This is a genomic window from Methylobacterium sp. EM32 (assembly GCF_040593685.1).
Classification (GTDB): Bacteria; Pseudomonadota; Alphaproteobacteria; order Rhizobiales; family Beijerinckiaceae; genus Methylobacterium.
In genome coordinates, this window is the sequence record NZ_JBEXZS010000041.1 from 22,299 (window position 1) to 45,522 (window position 23,224).

Below are 23,224 nucleotides of genomic sequence, written 5' to 3' on the forward strand. Positions count from 1 at the left end.
CGCGGCCGGTCTCCGGCGGGATCCGGTGCGCTTGACGCTGTCCCGATGCCAGTTTACCGATCGGTACAGAAGAGGAGCCCCGCCATGTCCGAGAGCCGCCCGCCGCTGCCGCCCTTCACCCGCGAGACCGCCCTCCTGAAGGTCCGCGCCGCCGAGGACGGCTGGAACGGCCGCAACCCCGAAAAGGTCGCCCTCGCCTACACGCCGGACAGCCGGTGGCGGAACCGCGCCGAGATCTTCCAGGGCCGCCCGGCCATCGTGGACTTCCTGACACGCAAATGGGCCCGCGAGCACGAGTACCGCCTGATCAAGGAGATCTGGGCCTGGTCGGACGCGCGCATCGCCGTCCGCTTCGCCTACGAGTTCCACGACGGATCCGGGGCGTGGTTCCGCGCCTACGGCAACGAGAACTGGGAGTTCGCGGAGAACGGCCTGATGGCGGCGCGGCACGCCAGCATCAACGACCTGCTGATCACCGAGGGCGAGCGCCTCTTCCATTGGGATCGCTCTGGGCCCCGCCCGGCCGACCATCCCGGCCTGACGGAGCTGGGGCTCTGAGGGCGCCCCAGACCCGCGAGGCGATCCTGCCGCTGCTGGCGGAGACCTTCCGCGAGCACGGCTACGAGGGGGCGAGCCTGTCGGCGATCTCCCGGCGCACCGGGCTCGGCAAGGGCAGCCTCTATCACTTCTTCCCCGGTGGGAAGGAGGAGATGGCCGCCTGCGTGCTGACCGAGATCGAGGCGTGGTTCGAGGCGCGGATGTTCCGCCCCCTGCGCGAGGATCCGGACCCCGCCGCGGCGTTGCGCGCCATGCTGGCGGAGACGGACGGGTATTTCCGGTCGGGGCGGCGCATCTGCCTCGTCGGCGCCTTCGCGCTCTCGACGACCCGCGACGCCTTCGCCCGGCGCATCGACGCCTATTTCGCCGCCTGGCGCGACGCGGTCGCCGCCGCGCTCGCCCGGGGCGGGGTGGCCGAGGCCCGTGCGCTCGACCTCGCCGAGGAGACCGTCACGGCGATCCAGGGCGCGCTGGTGACGGCGAGCGCGCTGCAGGATCCCGGCCTGTTCGGGCGGACCCTCGCCCGGCTCGCGCTCCGGCTCGCGGCGGCGCTCGGCGAGGGCGCGGGCCGCCCGACATGAAGAGCGCCGGCCCCTCGCGGGGCCGGCGCCGGACTGTCCGTTCGGAGGATCAGCCGCTCTTGGTCAGCCGTTCTTGGACTGCAGGCCGATCGCCACGAAGCGGGTGCCCTTGTCGTTCTTGACCCGCATCAGCACCGCCTTGCGGCCGTCGGTCTCCGCGGCGCGGATGCGGGCGGCGACGTCGGAGAGGGTCGAGACCGGCTGGCCGCCGACGTCGAGGATGATGTCGCCCTCCTGGATGCCCTTGGCCGCCGCCGGGCCGTCCGGATCGACGCTCACCACCGCGACGCCCTCCCGGCCGGCGCCGACCTGATCCGCCGGAGCGAGGCCGAGGCCGAGCCGCGGCTGGCTGTCGCCGCGGCGCCCGCCGCGGTCGTCGAGGCTCGCCACCTTGGTGTCGTTCGGCAGCGAGCCGAGGGTCACCTGGGCGGTCTCGGCCTTGCCCCCGCGCAGATAGGCGAGGTCGACCTTGGTGCCGGGCTTCAGCGAGGCGATCTTGCGCGACAGCTCGCGGGCATCGGTGACGGGGTCGCCGTTCACCGCCTGGACCACGTCGCCGGACTTCAGCCCCGCCTTGGCGGCGGGCGTGCCGTCCTGGGCGCTGGTCACCAGCGCGCCCTTGGCCTTGTCGAGGCCGAGGCTGTCGGCGATGTCCTTCGTCACTGGCTGGATCTGGAGGCCGAGATAGCCGCGGGCGACCTTGCCGTCGGTGCGCAGCTGGTCGACCACCGCCTGCACGGTCTCGGAGGGAATCGCGAAGGCGAGGCCCACATTGCCGCCCGAGGGCGAGGCGATCGCCGTGTTGACGCCCACCACCTCGCCGGAGACGTTGAAGGTCGGCCCGCCCGAATTGCCCTTGTTGATCGGCGCATCGATCTGCAGGAAGTCGTCGTAGGGGCCGGCGCCGATGTCGCGGCCGCGGGCCGAGACGATGCCGGCGGTGACCGTGCCGCCCAGACCGAACGGGTTACCGATCGCCACCACCCAGTCGCCGACCTGCGGCGCGCCGTGGGCGAGCTTCACGTAGGGGAACGGCGCGCCATCGGTGACCTTGAGCAGCGCCAGGTCGGTCTTCGGGTCGGTGCCGATGACCTTGGCCGGCAGGGTGCGGCCGTCGTCGAGCGTGACCTCGACCGTCTTGGCGTTGTTCACCACGTGGTTGTTGGTCACGACGTAGCCGTCGGCCGAAATGAAGAAGCCCGACCCTTGAGCCGCGCCGCCGCCGTGGCGCTGCGGGCGGCCCATGTTGCCCCCCATGCCGCCGCCGGGACCGCCCTCGCCGAAGCGGCGGAAGAACTCGCGCAGCTGCGGCGGCACGTTCTGCAGGCTCTGTTGGCCGCCGCCCTCCTCGTCGTCCGAGGCGTCGTCCTTCAGCTTCACCTTCACCGAGACGACGCCCGGCTTCACCCGGTTGACGATCGGCGCGAAGCTGCCCGGCGGATGCTCGGCGGTGGTGATCGGGGTCTGCGGCAGGGCCTGGGCGTAGGCCGGGCTGCTCGGGGGCAGGAAGGCGGTGCCGAGCGCCCCGGTGGCCACCAGGGTGACGGCCGCCACGGAGGCGAGGGCCTTGCGGTGGAAGCGGCGGGACTCGTGGGAGGTGGTCTGGGTGGTCTGGGTCATCGGGGTCTCAAGGCTCCGTCTGGCGAGGGCCGCGCTCGCGGCCGGTCGATGGAGCCATTATGGTCGGCGGCCCTGACCGGGCCGTGGCGTGAAGATTACGGTTTGGTCAGGCGCCTCCGGCCCGATTCCCCGTACCCCGAGGATCCTCCATGGACGTCGTCGTCTCGGTCATCTCCCTGCTGCTGATCCTGGTGCTGATCGCCCGGGGCGTGCCGGGCCGCAACCTGCTGGTCGTGCTCGCGGTGGCGCTCGCCGTGGTGGTGCTGGTCGTCGGGATCGAGCGGGCCGGCCTGTGGCCCGAATCGTTCCACACCCGCTAGAGAGCTTCACGGTCGCGCTGCCGTCGTGAAGCTCTCTAGATGTTTGTTTTACCGCATACCTCCGACGAACCGGTATCCACTTCGTCGGAAAATGCTCGAGCAGGATCCGATGCCCGCCCTCCCCCTGGTGCTCTACCCCGATCCGCGCCTGCGCCTGGCCGCGCCCCCGGTCACGTCCTTCGACGACGCCCTGCGGGCCTTCGCCGACGACCTCCTCGACACCCTGCGGGCGGTCTCGGCGCTCGGCCTCACCGGCCCGCATGTCGGCGCGCCTTTGCGGCTGACGATCATCCGGGCCGGGCTCGACCTCGCGCCGCTTGTCTACGTCAACCCGGAGCTGGTCTCCGCCTCGCCCGAGACCGCCCGCCACCGCGAGGGCAGTGTCTCGATGCCGGGCGTCGACGAGGAGGTCGAGCGGCCGGCCCGGGTGCGGGTGCGCTGGCGCGACCTCGACGGCACCGCGCACGAGGCCGACGAGGAGGGGTTTTCCGCCGCCTGCCTCCAGCACGAGATCGACCAGCTCGACGGCCTGTTCTGGATCGAGCGGCTGTCGCGCCTCAAGCGCGAGCGGGTGCTCAAGCGCTACGCCAAGCTGCGGCGGGGCTGACATCCCCCGGATGCCTTAACCGGACGGGAAGCCCCGGCCGGGCAGGCTGTCCATCGATGCCGGAACGGCAAGCCCGCGATGCCGGAACGGCAGGCCCGGCGTGGCCGTTATCTCGGCAATCCGGCCGCTTTCGGCGGCCGCCCCACTCTTCGACGAGGACGCCGATGCGCCACCTCCGCACCCTCCTGATCCCGGCCGCGCTGCTGGCGACGACGCTCGCGGCTGCCGCCCAGCCGGGCCCGGCCTACCGCTACGGCCCGCGCGACATCGACGCCACCGGCACCATCGGCGGACGCGCCCCGTGGTCCGCCCCCTGGGTGTACGACACCGGCGGCGACAACGACCGCCATCCCGAGCGGCCCGCCTACCAGCAGGGCGGCGGCCAGCAGACCGGCGGCCCGGCGCGCAACCTGCTGCCGGATGACGGGCTGCACATCTTCCCGCGCTGACGGTCGTCCCGGGCTGGGTTCCGGGAGCCTGTTTGATTGGCCTCTACGGAATTCCCAAGCTCCGCGTCATTCCGGGGCCGCGCAGCGGAGCCCGGAATCCAGAACCACAGGTGTTCCGGAAGAAGGTGGAACGGTCTCCGTTCTATCCTGAACCATCCGCGGTTCTGGATTCCGGGCTCCGCTTCCGCGGCCCCGGAATGACCCGGAGGGTATAAAGACTGTCGAGATCTTCGAGCGGGGTTTAAGGTCGGGCGCGCCCCCTCTCCGCACGGTCCAGGGTCCAGGCTTCCCATGCGCCGCTGCAAGCCCGTCCTTGCAGTGCTGCGCATTTCAAACGCGGACGACCGCGTCCATCTTCTCCGCCATGACACACGCCCTGCAATTCGGCCTCGACACGTTCGGGGATGTCACCACCCGCGACGGCGAGCTCCTGCCCCACGGCCAGGTCATCCGCGACGTGGTCGCGGAAGGGATTTTGGCCGACGCGGTCGGGCTCGACTTCTTCGGCATCGGCGAGCACCACCGCGAGGACTTTTCGGTGTCCTCGCCCGAGATGGTGCTGGCGGCGATCGCCGGACGCACGGAGCGCATCCGCCTCGGCTCGGCCGTGACGGTGCTCAGCTCCGACGACCCGGTCCGGGTCTACCAGCGCTTCTCGACCCTGCAGGGTCTCTCGAACGGGCGCGCCGAGGTCATCCTCGGCCGCGGCTCGTTCACCGAATCGTTCCCGCTCTTCGGCTACCCGCTCGACCAGTACGAGACCCTGTTCGAGGAGAAGCTGGAGCTGTTCGCCGCTTTGCTCGCCGGCGGGCCGGTGACCTGGCAGGGCACCACGAGGGCGCCGCTCGACAACCAGTCGGTCTTCCCGATTCCGGAGACGCCGCCCAAGACTTGGATCGGCGTCGGCGGCAGCCCGAACTCGGTGGTGCGGGCGGTGCATCACGATCTGCCCCTGATGCTCGCCATCATCGGCGGCGAGCCGCAGCGCTTCCGCCCCTACGTCGATCTCTACCACCGGGCCTGCGCCCAGCTCGGCCGCACGGTCCGGCCGATCGGCGTCCACTCCCCGGGCTATGTCGGCGAGACCGATGCGGGCGCCCGCGACGAATTCTTCGCCGATTACAAGCGCATGCGCGACCGCATCGGTGCCGAGCGCGGCTGGCCGCCGATGACGCGGCAGGAATTCGACCGCGAGGCCGATCACGGCTCGCTCTATCTCGGGGGCCCGGAGACGGTGGCGCGGAAGATCGCCGCGACGGTGAAGGGGCTCGGCCTCGGCCGGTTCCAGCTCAAGTACAGCGCCGGCCCGCTGCCGCACGACCGGCTGATGCGCTCGATCGAGCTCTACGGCACCAAGGTGGCGCCGCTGGTGCGCGAGATGCTCGGCGAGAGGCCGGGCGAGATGCCGGGCGAGATACTGGGATAGCCCCGCGGGGGCGTCGGTGCGTCGCCCCGTCTCGGTCCGGAAAAACCCCTCCCCGCCGCGCCCCGGGGCCGGTACGGGAGGGCCGGACACGGCGATCGGGCGACGACAGGAGACCCGCCATCTTCCACCTCATCTTCGCGGCGCCCTGCGCCTACGTGATCGTGCGCTGGCTCGCGCCCCTCGGGCTGCCGCTCGCCGCCAAGGGCCTCCTCGCCCTGCTGCTGCTCGCCGCCTCGCAGTTCCACCTCTGGAACCGGCTCTCCTCCGGCTCGGTCTTCGCGCCCGAATTCCCGCGCGGGATCGTGCTCGCGCTCAACTGGGCGTTCGGCGCGATCCTGCTGCTCGCCGTGCTGCAGATCCTCGTCGATCTCGGCGCCCTGGCAACCGCCCTCCTGCGCTGGAGCCCGGTCGCCGTCCCGGACGGGGTGCGGCTCGGGGCGGCCGGGCTCGCGGCCGGCCTCGCGGCCCTCGGCGTCGCCAATGCGGTGCGGGTGCCGCCGGTCCGGGACGTGGCGGTGGCGATCCCCGGCCTGCCGCCGGCCTTCGAGGGCTACCGGCTGCTCCAGCTCACCGACCTGCACCTGAGCCGCCTCTTCCCGGCGCCCTGGGCCCGCGCCGTCGTGGACCGCGCCAATGGGGCGGACGCCGACGCGATCGTGGTGACCGGCGACTTCATCGACGGTTCGGTGGCGATGCGCCGAGACGACGTCGCCCCCTTGCGCGACCTGCGGGCACCGGACGGGGTCTTCGCCATTCCGGGCAACCACGAGTATTTCTTCGACTATCCAGCCTGGATGCGCCACCTCGCCGGCCTCGGCCTGACCCTGCTGCCGAACGCCCACGCGGTGCTCGCCCGGGGCGAGGACCGCCTCGTGCTCGCCGGCGTCACCGATGCCTCGGCCCCGGCCGCCGGCGAGGCCGGCCCCGACCTCGCGGCGGCGCTCGCGGGTGCTCCCCCCGGCGCGCCGGTGGTGCTCCTCGACCACCAGCCCCGCGCCGCGAAGCGGGCGGCGGCCCGGGGCGTCGCGCTCCAGCTCTCCGGCCACACCCATGGCGGGATGATCCTCGGCCTCGACCGGCTGGTGGCGCGGGGCAACAACGGCTTCGTCTCGGGCCGCTACGACGTCGCCGGCATGATCCTCTATGTCGGCAACGGCACCGGGATCTGGCCGGGCTTCGCGCTCCGCCTCGGCCGGCCCTCCGAGATGACCCGCTTCACCCTGCGGGCCGCGCCCGGCGCCTGAGCCCGCCCATCGCGAGAGGCTCGGGGGGGCCGTGCGTCGGATCCCCCTTCCGTTGCGGTGAGACACGGCTCCCCGGATGGCCCTGCGGCCGACGCGGACCCAAGCCCGGCATCACCCGCGCGCGCCGTCGTATCGGGTTCCCTCCACCGATCGGTGGCGTGGACATAACGATTTGGGCGTAACCGCGTCGGAGATGCCCTACCATCGGTATGATGCGAGCTACCTCTAAAAATAACGGCAAATGCAGTCCAAATCCTCGATCGTGACGATGTAATTTTGCAACTTGTATCTTAGAAATTTTCTGGAAATATCAATCTCGGCCGCAGTGCCGGCGCGACTGTCGAATCGTCGATCACAGCAGTCGCGAGAGAGTCATCGGGAGGGGCCGCGATGATCCGCAGCAATGCCCGCACGCCTGGTGCGTCTTCTGTATTGCGGGTGGGAGGCGGTCCTTTCCATGACCTCGGTCCGCGGCCGTATCATCGCGTGGCCCGGGAGCGCCCGCGACGCGGATGCGAAGCCCGGAGCGCGCCGTCCCGCTGACGGCATCCCGTCCCCAGCGCGAAAATCCCCCCGAGGAGCCCCGATGTCGATCGCCGAACTCGACCGCATCCGTGCCCGCCTCGCCGCGCGGCCGCGCCCCGTCGATCTCGCGGCCCGGCGCGCGCGCCTCGACGGGCTCGGCGCCGACTACGCGCTGCCGCCGGACGTGACGGTGGAGCCTGTGAGTGCCGGGGGCGTGCCCGCCGAGTGGACCGGCACGGATGCGGCGGATCCGGCGCGGGTGGTCCTGTTCCTGCACGGGGGCGGCTACATGGCCGGCTCGCTCGACAGCCATCGCCACGTCGTGGCGCGGGCCGGGCGGGAGGCCGGGGCGCGCACCCTCGCCCTCGCGTACCGGCTCGCCCCCGAGCACCCCTTCCCGGCGGCGCTCGAGGACGCGCTCGCCGGATACCGCTTCCTCCTCGACCGGGGGATCGCGCCGGAGCGCATCGCGCTCGCCGGGGAGAGCGCGGGCGGCGGCCTCGCCCTCGCGACGGTGCTGTCGCTGCGTGAGGCCGGCCTGCCGCCGCCGCGCTGCCTCTGGCTCTCCTCGCCCTGGGTCGACCTGACGCTCTCGGGCGCCACCCTCGACAGCAAGGCCGCCATCGACCCGCTCCTTAGCCGCGCCTACCTGGCGGAGCTCGCGGACGCCTACCTCGCCGGCGCCGACCCGCGCCAGGCCCTCGTCTCGCCGCTCGATGGGGACCTCGCCGGCCTGCCGCCGATGCTGATCCAGGTCGGGTCCGCCGAAATCCTGCTCGACGACGCCCTCCGGCTGGCGCGGGCGGCCGGGGCGGCGGACGTGCCGGTGAGCGTGCGGATCTGGCCGCACATGATCCACGCCTGGCACCTGTTCCACCCGGAGCTGGAGGAGGGCCGCGCGGCCCTGGCCGAGGCGGGAGCGTTCATCCGGTCCCGGCTCGACGGCGCGGGGCCGCCATGACCGCAAGGACCAACCATCCGCCGAACCCCGCCGCATCTCGACCGGAGGCCCTGCCATGACCGCACCGACGTTGAACAACTTCTTCGACGTGTCGAGCTGGATGTACGGCTACGCCGACAGCAACGCCCTGCCGCCCAACCCGGCCGGCCTCCAGCCGTTCTACTACGCGCCCAACACGTTCGACACCGGCCTGGACGACACGACCGGGTTCCACGGTGCCGCCTTCATCACCGGGGGCGACGACCCCACCATCATCATCGGCTTCGAGGGCACCGATTCGACCGGCATCCTCCAGCGCCCGGCCTTCCTGGAGGCCCAGGTCCAGGCGGATCTCGCGCTCTTCTTCGGCTACGTGCCGGAGGCCCTCGACCAGGCGGTCGCGTTCGCCGGGACGGTGGTCGCGGCCGCAAAGGCGACGAATCCCCAGGCCGGCGTCGTCGTCACCGGCCACTCGCTCGGCGCCGCGGCGGCCGCCTACGTGTCGACCCGGCTCGGCCTCGGGGGCACGACCTTCGCCGCGCCCGGCATCGACGAGGGCAACTTCATTTTCCCGGGCGGCAACCTGACCAACTACGTCACCTATGGCGACCCGGTCGGCAATTACAGCGCGACGCCGCGGAACTACGAGGGCGCGTTCCTGTTCGACACGGACATCCGCCGCGTCGGCGATCCGACATACATCGACATCGCCAACGGCGCCCTCGGACCGCTGGAGCGCCGGCTGCTGATCACGGCGACGGAGAAGTTCGACGTCACCTCCCGCAGCTTCGATCCGGCTCTCGGCTTCGCGGAGGTGGGCGCCCTCGCAGCCGTCTTCCATCCGCTGACCTTCTACGGCGACCAGTTCTCGCCGTCCCTCAATGCCGGGGCGCCGGTCCAGGTCGATGCGAGCCGGGTCATCGCCGGCACGGAGTACCTGAGCCTCTACGGCGATCTCCTCGACCGCAGCGGGCTGGTCAGCGACGCGTTCTATAATATTCGCTACGCCGACGTGCGGGCGGCGGGGGTCGATCCCGAGGCGCATTACGCGCGCGACGGCTGGCGGGAGGGCCGCGACCCGAACCCGTTCTTCTCCACCCTCGGCTACCGCGCCGCAAACCCGGCCGTCACGACCGACCCGCTCGCCCAGTACGACGCGGACGGATGGCGGACGGGCCGCGATCCGGGCGCGAATTTCGACACGCGGCTCTACCTCGAGCGCAATCCCGACGTCCGGGCGGCCGGCATCGACCCGCTGGCGCATTACCTCGATTACGGCCGCTACGAGGGCCGGGCGACGTATGCGGCGATCGGCGAGGTCGCGGACCTCGCCGCCGCCCGCGGCTTCGACGCGGAATATTATCTGCTCGCCAATGCCGACGTTGCGGCGGCGGCCCTGACGACGGGGGATCCCCTCGCCTACGCGAAGACCCACTACGACACCTATGGCTGGCGCGAGGGGCGCGACGGCAACGCGGTCTTCGACACGGAGGGCTACCTGGCGGCCTATGCCGACGTGAAGGCCGCGGGGGTCGATCCCCTGGCGCATTACGCGCGGGACGGCTGGCGGGAGGGCCGCGACCCGTCGAAGGCCTTCGACACCAAGCTCTACCTGGCGCAGAACCCCGACGTGGCGCGGGCAGGCATCGATCCCCTGCTCCACTACCTGTCCTACGGGATCTACGAGGGCCGCGCGGCCCCGGCGGACGGAGCGTTCAGCTAAGCAGATTTCGCAAAAGTGGCTGCCGGTTTTGCGGCAAAAATCTGCGACAAAACAAGAGCCTAAGCGGACGAAGCGTTGGCCTGCCAACGCAAGTCTGCTTAGGGCATTCTCCGACGAAGCGGATACCGGTTCGTCGGAGGTATGCGGCAAAACAAGCACTTGGAGAGCTTCACGATGGCAACGCGATCGTGACGTGCTCTCAAGGCGGCGTCGCGGCGGTCGCGCAGCCCTCACCCTGCGCCGGGCCCGAACACCCGCCTGCGCCGCAGCCGGGACGGCAGGGCCGGGATCGACGGCGAGGTGTGCCAGGTCGCGCGCGCGTCGAGGCCGTCCCACGCCTCCGACGCCTCGGGATGCGCGAGGCGAAACAGCAGCTCCTCGGCGATGCGCCGCGGATCCGCGAAGGAGGTGAGCTGCCGGTGCTCGCCCTGGACGGAGACCAGGCCCTGCGGATGGTAGTAGCGCGACCGGTTGCCCTTGAGGGCGTCGATCAGCAGGTAGGTCGCGTTGATGTCCGGGTGCGGGCTCAGCACGATCATCGACCGGCCCGGCGGCGCGAACAGGGCGGTGTGCAGGGCCGATCCCAGGCCCGCGATGATCGTCCGGCGCCGGGCCAGCAGCCGGACCTGCTCGTCGAAGGTCAGCGTCTCGGGGTGGACGACGTCGATCCCCTCCCGGCTCAGCAGGTCGGCAAGCTCGCCCTCGTTCTCGATGCGCTGCACGTAGTCGGTGAGCCGCGCCTTCGACAGGTAGACCGGCCGGGCCTCCGCGTCGACCGGGACGCCATCGAGCGAGGCGCGCCCGACTGCCTCCCCGAGGGCGGCCATGACCGGATGGGCGCAGGCCATCTCCACCAGCGCCGGTGCGACGACGGTGAGGCGCCGGATGCGGACCGGACGGTCGAAGACCGTGAGGTCGGCCAGCCGCAGCCCGAGGCGGCCGAGGATCTCGGTCACGAAGGGGCGCCCGGCCAGGAGATCGTGCCCGCCGAAATAGCCGTGGCACAGCAGCGTCGGCCGGTCGCGGCCGTCCTCGAGCATCGGCCAGAACCGGGCCAGCGTGTTGACGATGAAGTGCCCGTAATGGGGATTGAGCTGGCCGAGATAGAGGTAGTGCGCCTCGGGCGCGTCCTCGACCGGGCCGGACAGGCCCTGCGGCCACGCCGTCACCTGGTGCTGGAGCTGCCGCTCCGGCCCGAGGTAATCCACGCTCTCCTCGACGATCCGGCGCTCCGCGTCGAACACGCCCCAGGCTCCGTCATGGTCGAAGGGCAGGTAATGGGCGTTCTCCACCACGCGCAGGCGCGGCGGCTCCGGCGCGATCCGCACCCCGCCCGCGATGCCGAAGGTCCGTCTCAGCGCTCGCCGCATGCCCGCCTGCTCTCCGTCCCGCCTGCTCTCGCGTGCCGCCCCTCGGCCCTCATCGTGCCTCGTCCAGTTCGTCGTCCGGATCGTCGCCGGTCGGGCCCGTCCGGCGCGCGACGACCGTGTAGCAGGGGCGCGGGGTGCCGAGATGGGGCTGGCGGTGGTGGTGCACGGCCGAGTCCGCGAAGCCGAGGATCGCCAGGATCTCCCGCACGGTCTCGGGCGGCAGGCGCCACCACGTGCCCCATCCCTCCGGCCGGTGCGGCCGCGGCACGAAGAAGGCCGGCCGGCGCGAGAGCCGGGCGAGGTCGCGCAGCCAGGAGCGCCGCGACGCCGCGACGTCGGTGACGATCATGGTCTCGCGGGAGAACCGCGCGGCGGCGTGGAGGCCGCGGAACGGGTCGCGCAGGCTAGGCAGCGCCTGGTTCATCACCACGATGTCGGCGGGGCCGACGAGGTCCGGGATCGCGGTGGCCGTCCCGCGCGCCAGCCGGATCCGCGACCCGAGGGCGCGGTGGCTGAACCAGTACGCCCGGCGGATCGCGTCGAGATGCTGGTCGAGCTGCCGGCGCGTCGTCGCGGCGTCGTGCTGCGGGAACGGGACGATGTCCCAGGCGCGGCCGTCCGCCCCGTCGAGGCAGACCACCTCCGCCCCCCGCATCTCCATCTCGAAGCCGAGGAAGCCGCTGTCGCAGCCGACATGGAGCACCCGCTTGCCGTCCACCGCGACGAAGCCGAGGCAGTCCTCGACGGCGGCGCGCATGTCCCACTGGCCGGGCATCGTCCCGTATCCCGGAAGGTCGATCGCGTGGGTGAAGAAGCAGCCGTCGAGGCTGTCGACCGGCCGGGGCGCGCAGAAGATGTCGCTCGGAGGCGTGAGAGGGGCGGACGACATCGTTTCCCATGCTGCGCTTGGCGGGGGACGGCGGGGAGGCCGGCCGGACCACGGAAGATCCCTGCCTCGGATCCACGCGACGGCCGCCGGCTTTACAGCACGGGACGCGCCTCGGAAATCGGGCCCCGCCATGGGGCGGGGCCCGCCCGGACCGGAGGGGGCTCCGCCCGGTCCCTTCCCGCGCCCGCCGAAACCCGCTACGCCTCGCAGCATCATGCCGACCCCATCCTCCTCGACCGCCCCCTCGCCCGTCGCCGTCGCGGCCGGCTCCGTCCGCTTCGGCAACCACCTGCCGCTGAGCCTGATCGCCGGCCCCTGCGCCCTGGAGAGCCGCGCCCACGCCCTCGAGGTCGCCGTCGCCCTCAAGGAGATGACGGCCTCCCTCGGGATCGGCCTCGTCTTCAAGTCCTCGTTCGACAAGGCCAACCGCACCTCGGCCGGGTCGAGCCGGGGCATCGGCCTCGATCAGGCCTTGCCGATCTTCGCCGAGATCCGCGAGACCCTGGGGCTGCCGGTCGTCACCGACGTGCACGAGGCCGGCCATTGCGCGGCGGCCGCGCAGGCCGTCGACGTGCTGCAGATCCCGGCCTTCCTGTGCCGGCAGACCGACCTCCTGCTGGCGGCGGCTGCCACCGGCCGGGTGGTCAACGTCAAGAAGGGGCAGTTCCTCGCCCCCTGGGACATGGCCCATGTCGCGGCCAAGATCACCGGGGCGGGCAACCCCAACGTGCTGCTCACCGAGCGCGGCGCCTCCTTCGGCTACAACACGCTCGTCTCGGACATGCGCGCCCTGCCGATCATGGCGCAGGTGAGCGGCGGCCTGCCGGTGGTGTTCGACGCCACCCATTCGGTGCAGCAGCCCGGCGGCCAGGGCGCCACCTCCGGCGGCCAGCGCGAGTTCGTGCCGGTGCTGGCCCGGGCCGCGGTGGCGGTGGGGGTCGCGGGCGTGTTCATCGAGACCCATCCCGATCCCGACACGGCGCCCTCCGACGGGCCCAACATGGTGCCGTTGCGGCAGATGCCGGCGCTGCTGGCCGAGCTCCAGGCCTTCGACCGGCTCGCCAAGGACTCCCTCGCCAAAGCCCGACACGCGGACGGGGCCGGCGACTGACGGGGCGGCGGCGATGCAGGCCGCACCCGACTCGCCCTCCCGCCTGATCGCGGTCCTGGCCGCGGGGGGCTTCGCCAGCACCTTCGCCGGCCGGGTGGTCGAGCCGCTGGTCGGCGTGCTCGCCCGCGACCTCGCGAGCCCGCCCGCCACCGTGGCTTTGCTCTCCACCGCCTTCGCGCTGCCCTACGCGCTGATCCAGCCGATCCTCGGGCCGGTCGGCGACGCGCTCGGCAAGGAGCGGGTGGTGGTGGCCTGCCTGTTCGTGCTGACCCTGGCGCTCGCGGCCTGCGCGTTCACCGGCGACATCGGTACCCTGTTCGGCCTGCGCATGGTCGCGGGCGCCGCGGCCGGCGGGGTGATCCCGCTCTCGCTCGCCATGATGGGCGACCGCATCCCGATGGAGCGGCGCCAGGTCGCGATCGGCCGCTTCCTCGTCGCGGTGATCCTCGGCCAGCTCTCGGGCTCCACCATCGCCGGGCTGATCGAGGGCGCGATCGGCTGGCGCGGGGTGTTCTGGCTCGCCGCCGGGGTCGGGGCGGCGGGGCTGACGGGCGTCGCCCTCGGCTTCGCCCGGCGCCTGCGTGCTGCCAGCGGGCGCTTCGCGCTCGCCCCGGCGCTGGCGCGCTACCGCACCATCCTGCGCAACCCCCGCGCCCGGGTGCTGTTCTGCGCCGTCTTCGTCGAGGCGATCGCGGTGTTCGGCATCTTCCCCCACCTCGCCCACCTGATCGAGGCGCGGGGCGAGGGCGGGCCGAAGGAGGCCGGGCTGGTGCTGGCGGGCTTCGCCGCCGGGGGCCTGATCTACTCGCTCACCGTCGGGCTCCTGCTGCGCTTCCTCGGCCAGACCCGGATGCTGATGGCCGGCGGCGCGGTCTCGGGCGCCGCCTTGACGGTCGTCGGCTTCGCCGGCGCCTGGCAGACCGACGCGGCGGCGCTCGTGGCCCTCGGCCTCGGCTTCTACATGCTGCACAACACCTTCCAGGTGCAGGTGACCGAGGTGGTGCCGGAGGCCCGGGCCTCGGCGGTGGCGCTCCACGCCTTCTCGTTCTTCTGCGGCCAGGCCCTCGGCGTCGCGGTGCTGGGATTCGGCCTCACGGCCCTCGGGCAGCTGCCGGCGCTCGTGCTGTGTGCCGCCGCGATCCTGGTCCTCGGGCTCGTCACCGCCCGCCGGCTGGCCCGCGCCGGCTGACGGCCGGCGAAGGATGTCGGGTGCCGGGCGCCAGTTCAGCCCGAGTTCAGGCGGCCGGCCCCAGGATCAGAGCCAGTCACGCCCCCTGCTGCGAGGATCGGACACCCGATCCGGCGCGGCGGATGCGGGCGGTCCCGGACCGGACGATTGCGGGAACCCTTCACGGCCGAGCCGGTTATCCGGGTCATATGGCTTGAACGAAAGCAGGAGATCAACGATGCGCAAGCTGGCGATCATCCCGGCCCTCGCCGTCGCCCTAGGCGCGATGTCCACCATCGCCCCCTCCCCGGCCCAGGCCCAGGGCTGGCGCGGTCACGGCTACGGCCATGGCGGATACGGCCACGGCTATGGCCGCGGCTATGCCGGCCGGCCCTACGCCTATGGCGGGCGTCGCCGCGGCATCTCGCCGGGCGCCGCGGTCGGCCTCGGCATCGCGGGTGCGGCGGTCGGCGCGATCGGCGCCGCGGCCGCGGCCGATGCGGCCCGCCGCAACGGCTACGGCTATTACGGCGCCCCGGCCCCGGCCTACGGGTATGGCTACGGCTACTGAGATCTAAGCGGCATCTAACTACGGGAGGGGCGGCCGGGGTGACCCGGCCGCCCTTTCTCGTTGTCGGCCGAAGTCGTCAGCCGAGTGGGTCGTCAGCCCCTGGCCCGGTAGGGCGGCACGCCCTGGTCGGGCAGCCAGACCGAGGCCGGCGGCGTGCCGGTCTGCCAGAACACGTCGATCGGGATGCCGCCGCGCGGGTACCAGTAGCCGCCGATGCGCAGGTACCGCGGTTCCAGCAGAGCGGTCAGCCGGCGGCCGATGCCGACGGTGCAATCCTCGTGGAAGGCGCCGTGATCGCGGAAGCTGTGCAGGTAGAGCTTCAGCGACTTCGACTCGACCAGCCACCGGTCCGGCACGTAGTCGATCACCAGGATGGCGAAGTCGGGCTGTCCGGTGACCGGGCAGAGCGAGGTGAATTCCGGCGCGGTGAAGCGGGCACAGTAATCGGTATCCGGATGCGGGTTCGGCACCCGGTCGAGCTGAGCCTCGTCGGGCGTGCGCGGCTGGGCGGTGGGCTGACCGAGCTGCCGGGCGTGGCGCGCGATGTCCGGATCCGTGACGTCTTGGTTCGTGATGTTCTGGGTCATGCCCGCCCTATAGACCCGCGCGGGCCCGCGTGAAACCGCTCGCGCCGGCGCAGGTCAGTCCCGGTGCGGGACGATCCCGGCCTCGACGCTCTTCCCCAGCACCGCACCCTTGGGCGGCTTGCCGCAGGCGGCATCTTGGCCGATAAGCCGCGCGAACGCCTGCAAGCCTGCCCGAGAGATCCTCTCATGACCGCGATCACCAACATCGCCGCCCGCCAGATCCTCGACAGCCGGGGCAACCCCACCGTCGAGGTCGACGTCCTCCTGGAGGACGGCTCCTTCGGCCGCGCCGCGGTGCCGTCGGGCGCCTCGACCGGCGCCCACGAGGCGGTGGAGCTGCGCGACGGCGACAAGTCCCGCTACGGCGGCAAGGGCGTGCTGAAGGCCGTCGAGGCGGTCAACGGCGAGATCCTGGACGCGATCGGCGGCATGGACGCCGAGGAGCAGGCCGCCATCGACGAGGCGATGATCGAGCTCGACGGCACGCCGAACAAGGCGCGTCTCGGCGCCAACGCGATCCTGGGCGTCTCGCTCGCCGTCGCCAAGGCCGCCGCCGAGGCCTCCGGCCTGCCGCTCTACCGCTATGTCGGCGGCACCCAGGCCCGGATCCTGCCGGTCCCGATGATGAACATCATCAACGGCGGCGCGCATGCCGACAACCCGATCGACTTCCAGGAATTCATGATCATGCCGGTGGGCGCCGACTCGCTCGCCGAGGCGGTGCGCTGGGGCGCCGAGGTGTTCCACACCCTCAAGGGCGCCCTGAAGAAGGCCGGCCACAACACCAATGTCGGCGACGAGGGCGGCTTCGCCCCCAACCTCCCCTCGGCGGAAGCCGCCCTCGACTTCGTGATGGACTCGATCCGCGCCGCCGGCTTCGAGCCCGGCCGCGACATCGTCATCGCCCTCGATTGCGCCGCCACCGAGTTCTTCAAGAACGGCTCGTACGTCTACGAGGGCGAGGGCCAGACCCGCGACCCGGAGGCCCAGGCCGCCTACCTTGCCAAGCTCGTCGACGCCTACCCGATCCTGTCGATCGAGGACGGCATGTCGGAGGACGACTGGGCCGGCTGGAAGGCGCTGACCGACAAGGTCGGGAACCGCTGCCAGCTCGTCGGCGACGACCTGTTCGTCACCAACGTGACGCGCCTGTCGGAGGGCATCTCGAAGGGCACGGCCAACTCGATCCTGGTGAAGGTCAACCAGATCGGCTCGCTCACCGAGACCCTGGCCGCCGTCGACATGGCCCACCGCGCCGGCTACACCGCGGTGATGTCGCACCGCTCCGGCGAGACCGAGGACGCGACCATCGCCGACCTCGCCGTCGCAACCAATTGCGGGCAGATCAAGACCGGCTCGCTCGCCCGCTCGGACAGACTGGCCAAGTACAACCAGCTCATCCGCATCGAGGAGGGCCTCGGCTCGCAGGCCCGCTATCTCGGCCGCGGCGCCCTGAAGGTCGGCTGATCCTCGTCGCGGAGGGGCCGTCCGGCCCCTCCCGAACGCCGAAAGGATCACGCGTCGCAGGCCGCCTCCGGGCGGCCTTTTCTGTGGGCGCGCAGGGCCTGGAGCGGCGCGAACACCACGACGTTGCCGGCGAGCACCAGGGCGAAGCCGAGGCTTGCCAGCGGCGTCACCCGGTACCCCTCCGCGAAGACCGAGATCGTCAGCGCCACGACCGGGAACAGCACGGTCATGTAGGCCGCCTTCTCGGGCCCGATCCGGTGCACCACCGTCAGGTAGGCGGTGAAGCCGATCACCGAGCCGGGGATCGCCAGGTAGAGGAGCGCCCCCACGTAGGCCGGCGACGGGTCGAAGCCGAAGGGCACGCCGCGTAAGGAGGCGACCCCCGCCACGAGAGCCGCGCCGTAGAGCATGCCGTAGGCGTTCACCGTGGCGACGGGCAGGCCGTGGCGCTGGTTGCGGGCCGAGACGAGGTTCCCGGCCGAGAAGAACCAGGTTCCGAGCAGCGCCAGGCCGAGGCCGATCGCCGTGTCCCGGTCGAGGGCGGTGCCGATGAGCGTGTCCCGGAACAGGCAGGCGATGCCGAGAAGTCCGATTACGGCGCCTGCCAGCACCCGCGGCGCCGGCCGGCGGCGGTGAAACAGGTACGCATTGGCGACGTTGAAGATCGTCGCGGCCGAGAACACCACCGAGACGATCCCGCTCGGGACCGAGCGCGTGGCGAGGTAGAAGCAGGCGAAGTTGCAGGAGAACAGGCACAGCGCCTGCAGGAGCACGAAGGGCTGGTGGCGCCACGGGATGGTCTTGAGCCGCCCGGTGAGGGCGAGGCCGGCGGCCAGGACCGCGCCGGCGAGGGCGAAGCGGTAGGCGATCGACGCCTCGAAGGCGACGGCACCGAGCTGGTGCTTGATGGCGATCCAGGTCGTGCCCCAGATGAGCACGGTCAGGGCGTAGAGGAAGGCGGTCACGGTGGTCGGGTTCCGATCCGGCTGGTGCGAGGGCCCCGGATAGGCGAGCCCGGACCGGCCGGCTTCCCGGTTCCGGCGGCGGCGTTGTCCATTCTTGGGGCTTTGTCGATTCTTGCGGCTTTGTCGATTCTTGGGGCTTTCTCGGGTCTTGTCCCGGACCCGGTCGCGCGGTCACGGCCGCGATCGGTTGCGGGGAGCCGCGTGCAGCCCCTAGGGTCGTGCCGCGACTTCCTCCTGGCGCAGATGTCTGGCGCGAGACCGTGACCGAGCTGAACCCCGATGTCCGCGATGCCCTCTCCCGCACCGGCGCGGCGCTCCTGCGCAGCGCCGAGATCGGGCGCGGGCTGTCGCTGGCCGAGTGGCAGAACCGCGACAACCGCGCCCGCTACGACCGCCCGGACCACCACACCCTGAGCCTCTACCTCGAAGGCGGCGAGGGCGTGGTGCGCGAGGACGGCGCCGTGTCGGGCGGCGGGCCGGACAAGCTCTGCCTCCTGCCCGCCGGCCACGAGAGCCGGTGGCTGATCGGCGGTCCGTTGCGGATGGTCCATCTCTACGTCGCGCCCGAGACCCTGGCCTACCAGGCGGTGAGCGCCCTCGACGTCGATCCCCGCACGATCTCCCTGCGCGAGCTGACCTTCGCGGAGGATCCCGCCACCGCGATGCTGGTGCGCGGCGCCGTGCTGCCCCTCGACTGGGGGGCGGGCGCCGACCGGATGGCGCTCGGCGCCGCCTGCCACCTCCTGCTCCACGCCCTCCTGCGGCGCCATGCCGGCCCGGGCGCGGAGCGGGCGGTGAAGGGCGGCCTCGCGCCCGCCGTCCGGCGCCGCGTCGCGGAGCTGATCGAGGCGCGGCTCGCCGAGGCGCTGAGCCTGGAGGTGCTGGCCGAGGCGGCGGGCCTCAGCACCTTCCACTTCGCCAAGATGTTCAAGGCGAGCTTCGGCCTGGCGCCGCACCGCTACGTGACCGAGCGGCGGATCGCCCGGGCCAAGGACCTCCTCGCCAGGGATTTGTCCGGGCGGTGGGTGAGCCTCGCCGAGGTCGCGCTCGCCTGCGGATTCGCCTCGCAGAGCCATTTCACCCGCCGCTTCGCCCAGGCGACCGGCCTCACGCCCGCGGCGTGGCGGGGCGCTTCGTGAGGCTTTGAGCCTTCCTTAACCCTCCCGCCCCATCCTTCCCCGCATGGTAGTTCGTCGTCGCGCCCGTGCCGTCCTGTTGCCGCTCGGCCTTTACGCCGTGTCGATCCTCGTGGTCGGCTACTTCCTGCACGAGGCCGAGAGCGGAAGCCGCGGCCTTGAGGCGAAGAGAGCCCTGAAGATCCAGGCCTACGGCCTGCAGCAGGAGCTCGACGCCACCAAGGCCGACCGGACCGAGTGGGAGCGCCGTGTGGCCCTCTTGCGCAGCGACCAGATCGACCGCGACCTCCTGGAGGAGCGGGCCCGGGTCGTGCTCGGCCGCGTCCATCCCAACGACGTCGTCATCATCACTCCCTGATTCTTGCCCTGATCCTGGCCCCGATCCCCGCGACGGACTTCATCCCGGCAGCGGCTTTCGGCCCCGAACCGCTCGATTTGCGCCGCCACCTGCCCTAAAACCGCTCCCACAAAGGTAGCAGCCGGGAGGGTGCCGATGGATGCCGCGAAAGAGGCGCGCCGCGGGAGCGACAAGACCCGCGAGAAGGCGGCCCCGCCGCCCGCGGCCTCGAACGTGCCGGCCTTCAGCCGCGACGAGGACCTGCACGCCTATCGCGAGATGCTGCTGATCCGCCGCTTCGAGGAGAAGGCCGGACAGCTCTACGGCATGGGCCTGATCGGCGGCTTCTGCCACCTCTATATCGGCCAGGAGGCCGTGGTGATCGGGGTCCAGATGGCCTCGAAGGACGGCGATCAGGTCATCACCGGCTACCGCGACCACGGCCACATGCTGGCCTGCGGCATGGAGCCGAAGGGCGTGATGGCTGAGCTCACCGGCCGCAAGGGAGGCTATTCCCGCGGCAAGGGCGGCTCGATGCACATGTTCTCCCGCGAGAAGAACTTTTATGGCGGCCACGGCATCGTCGGCGCCCAGGTCTCGCTCGGCACCGGCATCGGCTTTGCCAACAAGTACCGCGGCGACGGCGCGGTCAGCCTGACCTATATGGGCGACGGCGCGGCCAACCAGGGCCAGGTCTACGAGAGCTTCAACATGGCGCAGCTGTGGAAGCTGCCCGTGGTCTACGTGATCGAGAACAACCGCTACGCCATGGGCACCTCGGTCTCGCGGGCCTCGGCCCAGACCGACTTCTCCAAGCGCGGCGTCTCCTTCGGCATCCCGGGCGAGCAGGTCGACGGCATGGACGTCCGCGCCGTGCGCGAGGCGGCGACGCGGGCGATCGCCCATGCCCGCGACGGCGAGGGCCCCTACATCCTCGAGATGCAGACCTACCGCTACCGCGGCCACTCGATGTCCGATCCGGCCAAATACCGGACCAAGGACGAGGTCGCCCGCATGCGCGAGGAATCCGACCCGATCGAGCAGGTCCGCAAGCGCCTGCTCGGGCCCCACAAGGTGGCGGAGGACGAGATCAAGGCGGTCGACGCCAAGGTGCGGGAGATCGTGAACGAATCGGCGGAGTTCGCCACCAGCGACCCCGAGCCCGATCCGTCCGAGCTCTGGACCGACATCCTGCTCTGACCGCGCGGCCCTGACGTCCCCGGCCGTCCGCGTCGCGGACGGCGATCCCGCGCCCGCCCCTCTCCCGGATCGACAGAGTACCCCATGGCGACCGACATCCTGATGCCCGCCCTCTCGCCGACGATGGAGCAGGGCAAGCTCGCGAAGTGGCTCAAGAAGGAGGGCGACCCGGTCAAGGCCGGCGACATCCTGGCCGAGATCGAGACCGACAAGGCCACCATGGAGGTCGAGGCGGTCGACGAGGGCGTGCTCGCCAAGATCCTGGTCGCCGACGGCACCGACAACGTCGCGGTCAACACCCCGATCGCGGTGCTCGCCGAGGAGGGCGAGGACCCGAAGGGCGTCCAGGCCGGCGGCGCGAAGGCGAACGGCAAGGATAAGGAAGAGGGCCAGAAGGCGCCCGCCCCCGACATGCACGCCGAGGGCCAGGCCGAGCGCCCCGCCCCCGCGGCGAAGACCGAGGACGACAAGCCGGTGGGCAAGCCGCCGGCGCCGGCGGTGATCACCAACCGCGGCCAGGACCCGGCGATGGCCGAGATCCCCGAGGGCACCGAGATGGTGACCCAGACCGTCCGCGAGGCCCTGCGCGACGCGATGGCCGAGGAGATGCGCCGCGACGACAAGGTCTTCGTGATGGGCGAGGAGGTCGCCGAGTACCAGGGCGCCTACAAGATCACGCAAGGGCTATTGCAGGAATTCGGCGCGAAGCGCGTCGTCGACACCCCGATCACCGAGCACGGCTTCGCCGGCGTCGGCGTCGGCGCGGCGTTCACGGGCCTGCGGCCGATCGTCGAGTTCATGACCTTCAACTTCGCCATGCAGGCGATCGACCAGATCATCAACTCGGCAGCCAAGACCCTCTACATGTCCGGCGGCCAGCTCGGCTGCCCGATCGTGTTCCGCGGCCCCAACGGCGCGGCGGCGCGCGTCGGCGCCCAGCACAGCCACGACTACGCCGCTTGGTACTCCAACGTGCCGGGCCTGAAGGTGGTCATGCCCTACACCGCCTCCGACGCGAAGGGCCTGCTGAAGAGCGCGATCCGCGACCCGAACCCGGTGGTGTTCCTCGAGAACGAGATCCTCTACGGCCAGTCCTTCCCGGTGCCGAAGCTCGACGACTTCACGGTGCCGATCGGCAAGGCCAAGGTGCATCGCGAAGGCAAGGACGTGACGATCGTCTCGTTCGGCATCGGCATGACCTACGCCCTCAAGGCCGCCCACGAGCTCGCCGAGGCCGGGATCGACGCCGAGGTGATCGACCTGCGCACCATCCGGCCGATGGATTCGCAGACGGTGGTCGAATCGGTGAAGAAGACCGGCCGCTGCGTCACCGTCGAGGAGGGTTTTCCGCAATCCGGCATCGGCGCCGAGATCGCCGCGCGCCTGATGGTCGACGCCTTCGACTACCTCGATGCCCCGGTCCTGCGCATCACCGGCAAGGATGTGCCGATGCCGTATGCCGCGAACCTGGAGAAGCTCGCCCTGCCGAACGTCGCCGAGGTGATCGAGGCGGCCAAGGCCGTCTGCTACCGGTGAACCCCATGACCGACGACGAGCCCCGTTTCGAGGCCCTCGACGTACCCCCCGACGCCCTGGAGCAGGGCGGCATCGAGGTCCTGCGCGCCGCCGTGGTCGACGGCGCGGTGAGCGTCGCGCTGCGCCGCTCCTTTGAGGACCCGGCGACCTGGGGCCGGCTCCTCATCGACCTCGCCCGCCAGGCTGCCGTGGTCTATGCCCGCGAGACCGAGCTGTCCGAGGAGGAGGCCTTCGCGCGCATCCGCGCCGGGATGGAGGCCGAGAGCCTCGATCCCGAGCGCTTCAACTGAGGCTCGCGATGGCCGAGGCCGCGCCGCTTTGGGCTACCTATGCCGACCTCGAGGCGGTGCCGGACCACCTCGTGGCCGAGATCGTCGACGGCAGGCTGGAGACGCATCCGAGGCCGCGGCCGCGGCACGGCGCGGCCGCCGTCGAGCTTGCCTCGGAACTGACCCCGCCATTCCGGCGCGGCCGCGGCGGTCCGGGCGGGTGGATCTTCATCATCGAGCCCGAACTGCATCTCGGGCCGCACGTGGTCGTTCCCGATCTCGCCGGGTGGCGCCGCGAGCGGCTGCCGGCCGAGCCGGAGGCCGCCTACATCGAGACCCCACCGGACTGGGTCTGCGAGATCCTGTCCCCCTCCACGGCTCGCCTCGATCGCGGGCCGAAGCGGCGGATCTACGCCGAGGCCGGTGTCGGCCATCTCTGGCTGCTCGATCCCACGGACGGCGTGCTCGAGGGCTTCGCCCTGACCGGCGGCCGCTGGCTGCTGCTGGGTACCGTCGAGCGCGGCGAAACGGTTGCCCTTCCGCCCTTCGACGCCGTCTCCTTCCCGCTCGACGATCTGTTTCCCTTCGACGATCCGGCCGCCCCTCCTCCCGCCGAGACCTGAAT

At 71.6% G+C, this 23,224-nt stretch carries 24 protein-coding genes; 19 read left to right on the forward strand and 5 right to left on the reverse strand.

The features are described from left to right. Positions 1 to 84: 84 nt before the first annotated feature. Positions 85 to 558 (forward strand): nuclear transport factor 2 family protein, encoded by a 474-nt coding sequence (locus ABZT49_RS06340; RefSeq protein WP_355284478.1) that lies wholly within the window; start codon positions 85 to 87, stop codon positions 556 to 558. After that, a complete protein-coding gene (locus ABZT49_RS06345) occupies positions 498 to 1,139 on the forward strand; it encodes a TetR/AcrR family transcriptional regulator (RefSeq protein WP_407943450.1) in 642 nt (213 codons plus the stop codon). The genes ABZT49_RS06340 and ABZT49_RS06345 overlap by 61 nt, the downstream gene beginning before the upstream one ends. A gap of 63 nt (positions 1,140 to 1,202) precedes the next feature. On the opposite strand, the gene ABZT49_RS06350 is transcribed toward ABZT49_RS06345, so the two are convergent. Next, complete coding sequence (locus tag ABZT49_RS06350; protein WP_355284481.1) at positions 1,203 to 2,759, reverse strand: Do family serine endopeptidase; 1,557 nt, start codon at positions 2,757 to 2,759, stop codon at positions 1,203 to 1,205. A gap of 149 nt (positions 2,760 to 2,908) precedes the next feature. Here ABZT49_RS06350 and ABZT49_RS06355 point away from each other — a divergent pair, with 149 nt between their 5' ends. The 7 genes from ABZT49_RS06355 to ABZT49_RS06385 all read left to right on the forward strand — a co-directional run bounded on the left by ABZT49_RS06355 (position 2,909) and on the right by ABZT49_RS06385 (position 9,993). Next, positions 2,909 to 3,079: a hypothetical protein gene (locus ABZT49_RS06355; protein WP_355284483.1), complete on the forward strand. Its 171-nt coding sequence runs from the start codon at positions 2,909 to 2,911 to the stop codon at positions 3,077 to 3,079. Positions 3,080 to 3,188: 109 nt separating this feature from the next. Then, positions 3,189 to 3,686, forward strand: a complete 498-nt coding sequence (locus tag ABZT49_RS06360; protein WP_355284486.1) for a peptide deformylase — start codon at positions 3,189 to 3,191, stop codon at positions 3,684 to 3,686. A gap of 164 nt (positions 3,687 to 3,850) precedes the next feature. Further along, positions 3,851 to 4,135, forward strand: a complete 285-nt coding sequence (locus tag ABZT49_RS06365; RefSeq protein ID WP_355284489.1) for a hypothetical protein — start codon at positions 3,851 to 3,853, stop codon at positions 4,133 to 4,135. A gap of 364 nt (positions 4,136 to 4,499) precedes the next feature. Continuing rightward, entirely contained in the window at positions 4,500 to 5,561 is a 1,062-nt protein-coding gene (locus ABZT49_RS06370; RefSeq protein WP_355284492.1) for an LLM class flavin-dependent oxidoreductase, read from the forward strand. 119 nt (positions 5,562 to 5,680) lie between these two features. Next, positions 5,681 to 6,805 carry a metallophosphoesterase gene (locus ABZT49_RS06375; RefSeq protein ID WP_355284616.1) on the forward strand — a complete coding sequence of 375 codons (1,125 nt, stop codon included), beginning with the start codon at positions 5,681 to 5,683 and terminating at the stop codon, positions 6,803 to 6,805. 586 nt (positions 6,806 to 7,391) lie between these two features. Next, positions 7,392 to 8,291 (forward strand): alpha/beta hydrolase, encoded by a 900-nt coding sequence (locus ABZT49_RS06380; protein WP_355284495.1) that lies wholly within the window; start codon positions 7,392 to 7,394, stop codon positions 8,289 to 8,291. Positions 8,292 to 8,346: 55 nt separating this feature from the next. Continuing rightward, positions 8,347 to 9,993, forward strand: a complete 1,647-nt coding sequence (locus ABZT49_RS06385; protein ID WP_355284497.1) for a lipase family protein — start codon at positions 8,347 to 8,349, stop codon at positions 9,991 to 9,993. Positions 9,994 to 10,223: 230 nt separating this feature from the next. On the opposite strand, the gene ABZT49_RS06390 is transcribed toward ABZT49_RS06385, so the two are convergent. Together ABZT49_RS06390 and ABZT49_RS06395 are read right to left on the reverse strand one after the other, a co-directional pair. Further along, positions 10,224 to 11,363, reverse strand: a complete 1,140-nt coding sequence (locus ABZT49_RS06390) for a glycosyltransferase family 61 protein (RefSeq protein ID WP_355284500.1) — start codon at positions 11,361 to 11,363, stop codon at positions 10,224 to 10,226. Positions 11,364 to 11,412: 49 nt separating this feature from the next. Next, positions 11,413 to 12,252: a hypothetical protein gene (locus ABZT49_RS06395; protein WP_355284502.1), complete on the reverse strand. Its 840-nt coding sequence runs from the start codon at positions 12,250 to 12,252 to the stop codon at positions 11,413 to 11,415. Between the two features lie 214 nt (positions 12,253 to 12,466). Between ABZT49_RS06395 and kdsA the strand changes: the two genes are divergently transcribed. From kdsA to ABZT49_RS06410, 3 genes are all read left to right on the forward strand, one after another. Then, complete coding sequence (gene kdsA, locus ABZT49_RS06400) at positions 12,467 to 13,363, forward strand: 3-deoxy-8-phosphooctulonate synthase (protein ID WP_355284504.1); 897 nt, start codon at positions 12,467 to 12,469, stop codon at positions 13,361 to 13,363. 13 nt (positions 13,364 to 13,376) lie between these two features. Then, positions 13,377 to 14,552 carry an MFS transporter gene (locus ABZT49_RS06405; protein WP_355284507.1) on the forward strand — a complete coding sequence of 392 codons (1,176 nt, stop codon included), beginning with the start codon at positions 13,377 to 13,379 and terminating at the stop codon, positions 14,550 to 14,552. Between the two features lie 217 nt (positions 14,553 to 14,769). Then, positions 14,770 to 15,102: a hypothetical protein gene (locus ABZT49_RS06410; RefSeq protein ID WP_093565173.1), complete on the forward strand. Its 333-nt coding sequence runs from the start codon at positions 14,770 to 14,772 to the stop codon at positions 15,100 to 15,102. A gap of 92 nt (positions 15,103 to 15,194) precedes the next feature. Here the strand turns inward: ABZT49_RS06410 and queF are convergent, their stop codons facing one another. Beyond that, a complete protein-coding gene (gene queF / locus ABZT49_RS06415; RefSeq protein WP_355284510.1) occupies positions 15,195 to 15,689 on the reverse strand; it encodes a preQ(1) synthase in 495 nt (164 codons plus the stop codon). A gap of 186 nt (positions 15,690 to 15,875) precedes the next feature. On the opposite strand from queF, the gene eno reads away from it, so the two are divergent. Beyond that, positions 15,876 to 17,156, forward strand: a complete 1,281-nt coding sequence (gene eno, locus ABZT49_RS06420) for a phosphopyruvate hydratase (RefSeq protein ID WP_355284512.1) — start codon at positions 15,876 to 15,878, stop codon at positions 17,154 to 17,156. A 47-nt stretch (positions 17,157 to 17,203) separates the two neighbouring features. Here eno and ABZT49_RS06425 read toward each other — a convergent pair whose 3' ends face one another. Beyond that, positions 17,204 to 18,121, reverse strand: a complete 918-nt coding sequence (locus ABZT49_RS06425) for an EamA family transporter (protein ID WP_355284514.1) — start codon at positions 18,119 to 18,121, stop codon at positions 17,204 to 17,206. A 260-nt stretch (positions 18,122 to 18,381) separates the two neighbouring features. On the opposite strand from ABZT49_RS06425, the gene ABZT49_RS06430 reads away from it, so the two are divergent. From ABZT49_RS06430 to ABZT49_RS06455, 6 genes are all read left to right on the forward strand, one after another. Next, on the forward strand, positions 18,382 to 19,260 hold the full coding sequence (locus ABZT49_RS06430; RefSeq protein ID WP_355284516.1) for an AraC family transcriptional regulator: 879 nt from the start codon (positions 18,382 to 18,384) through the stop codon (positions 19,258 to 19,260). 43 nt (positions 19,261 to 19,303) lie between these two features. After that, entirely contained in the window at positions 19,304 to 19,615 is a 312-nt protein-coding gene (locus ABZT49_RS06435; protein ID WP_093565189.1) for a septum formation initiator family protein, read from the forward strand. A 135-nt stretch (positions 19,616 to 19,750) separates the two neighbouring features. Beyond that, positions 19,751 to 20,794 (forward strand): pyruvate dehydrogenase (acetyl-transferring) E1 component subunit alpha, encoded by a 1,044-nt coding sequence (gene pdhA, locus ABZT49_RS06440; RefSeq protein ID WP_093565191.1) that lies wholly within the window; start codon positions 19,751 to 19,753, stop codon positions 20,792 to 20,794. An 84-nt stretch (positions 20,795 to 20,878) separates the two neighbouring features. Next, positions 20,879 to 22,330, forward strand: a complete 1,452-nt coding sequence (locus ABZT49_RS06445) for a pyruvate dehydrogenase complex E1 component subunit beta (protein WP_355284519.1) — start codon at positions 20,879 to 20,881, stop codon at positions 22,328 to 22,330. Positions 22,331 to 22,335: 5 nt separating this feature from the next. After that, positions 22,336 to 22,620, forward strand: a complete 285-nt coding sequence (locus ABZT49_RS06450; RefSeq protein WP_355284522.1) for a DUF5076 domain-containing protein — start codon at positions 22,336 to 22,338, stop codon at positions 22,618 to 22,620. Positions 22,621 to 22,628: 8 nt separating this feature from the next. Beyond that, positions 22,629 to 23,222 (forward strand): Uma2 family endonuclease, encoded by a 594-nt coding sequence (locus tag ABZT49_RS06455; RefSeq protein WP_355284525.1) that lies wholly within the window; start codon positions 22,629 to 22,631, stop codon positions 23,220 to 23,222. The last annotated feature ends 2 nt before the right edge of the window (positions 23,223 to 23,224 follow it).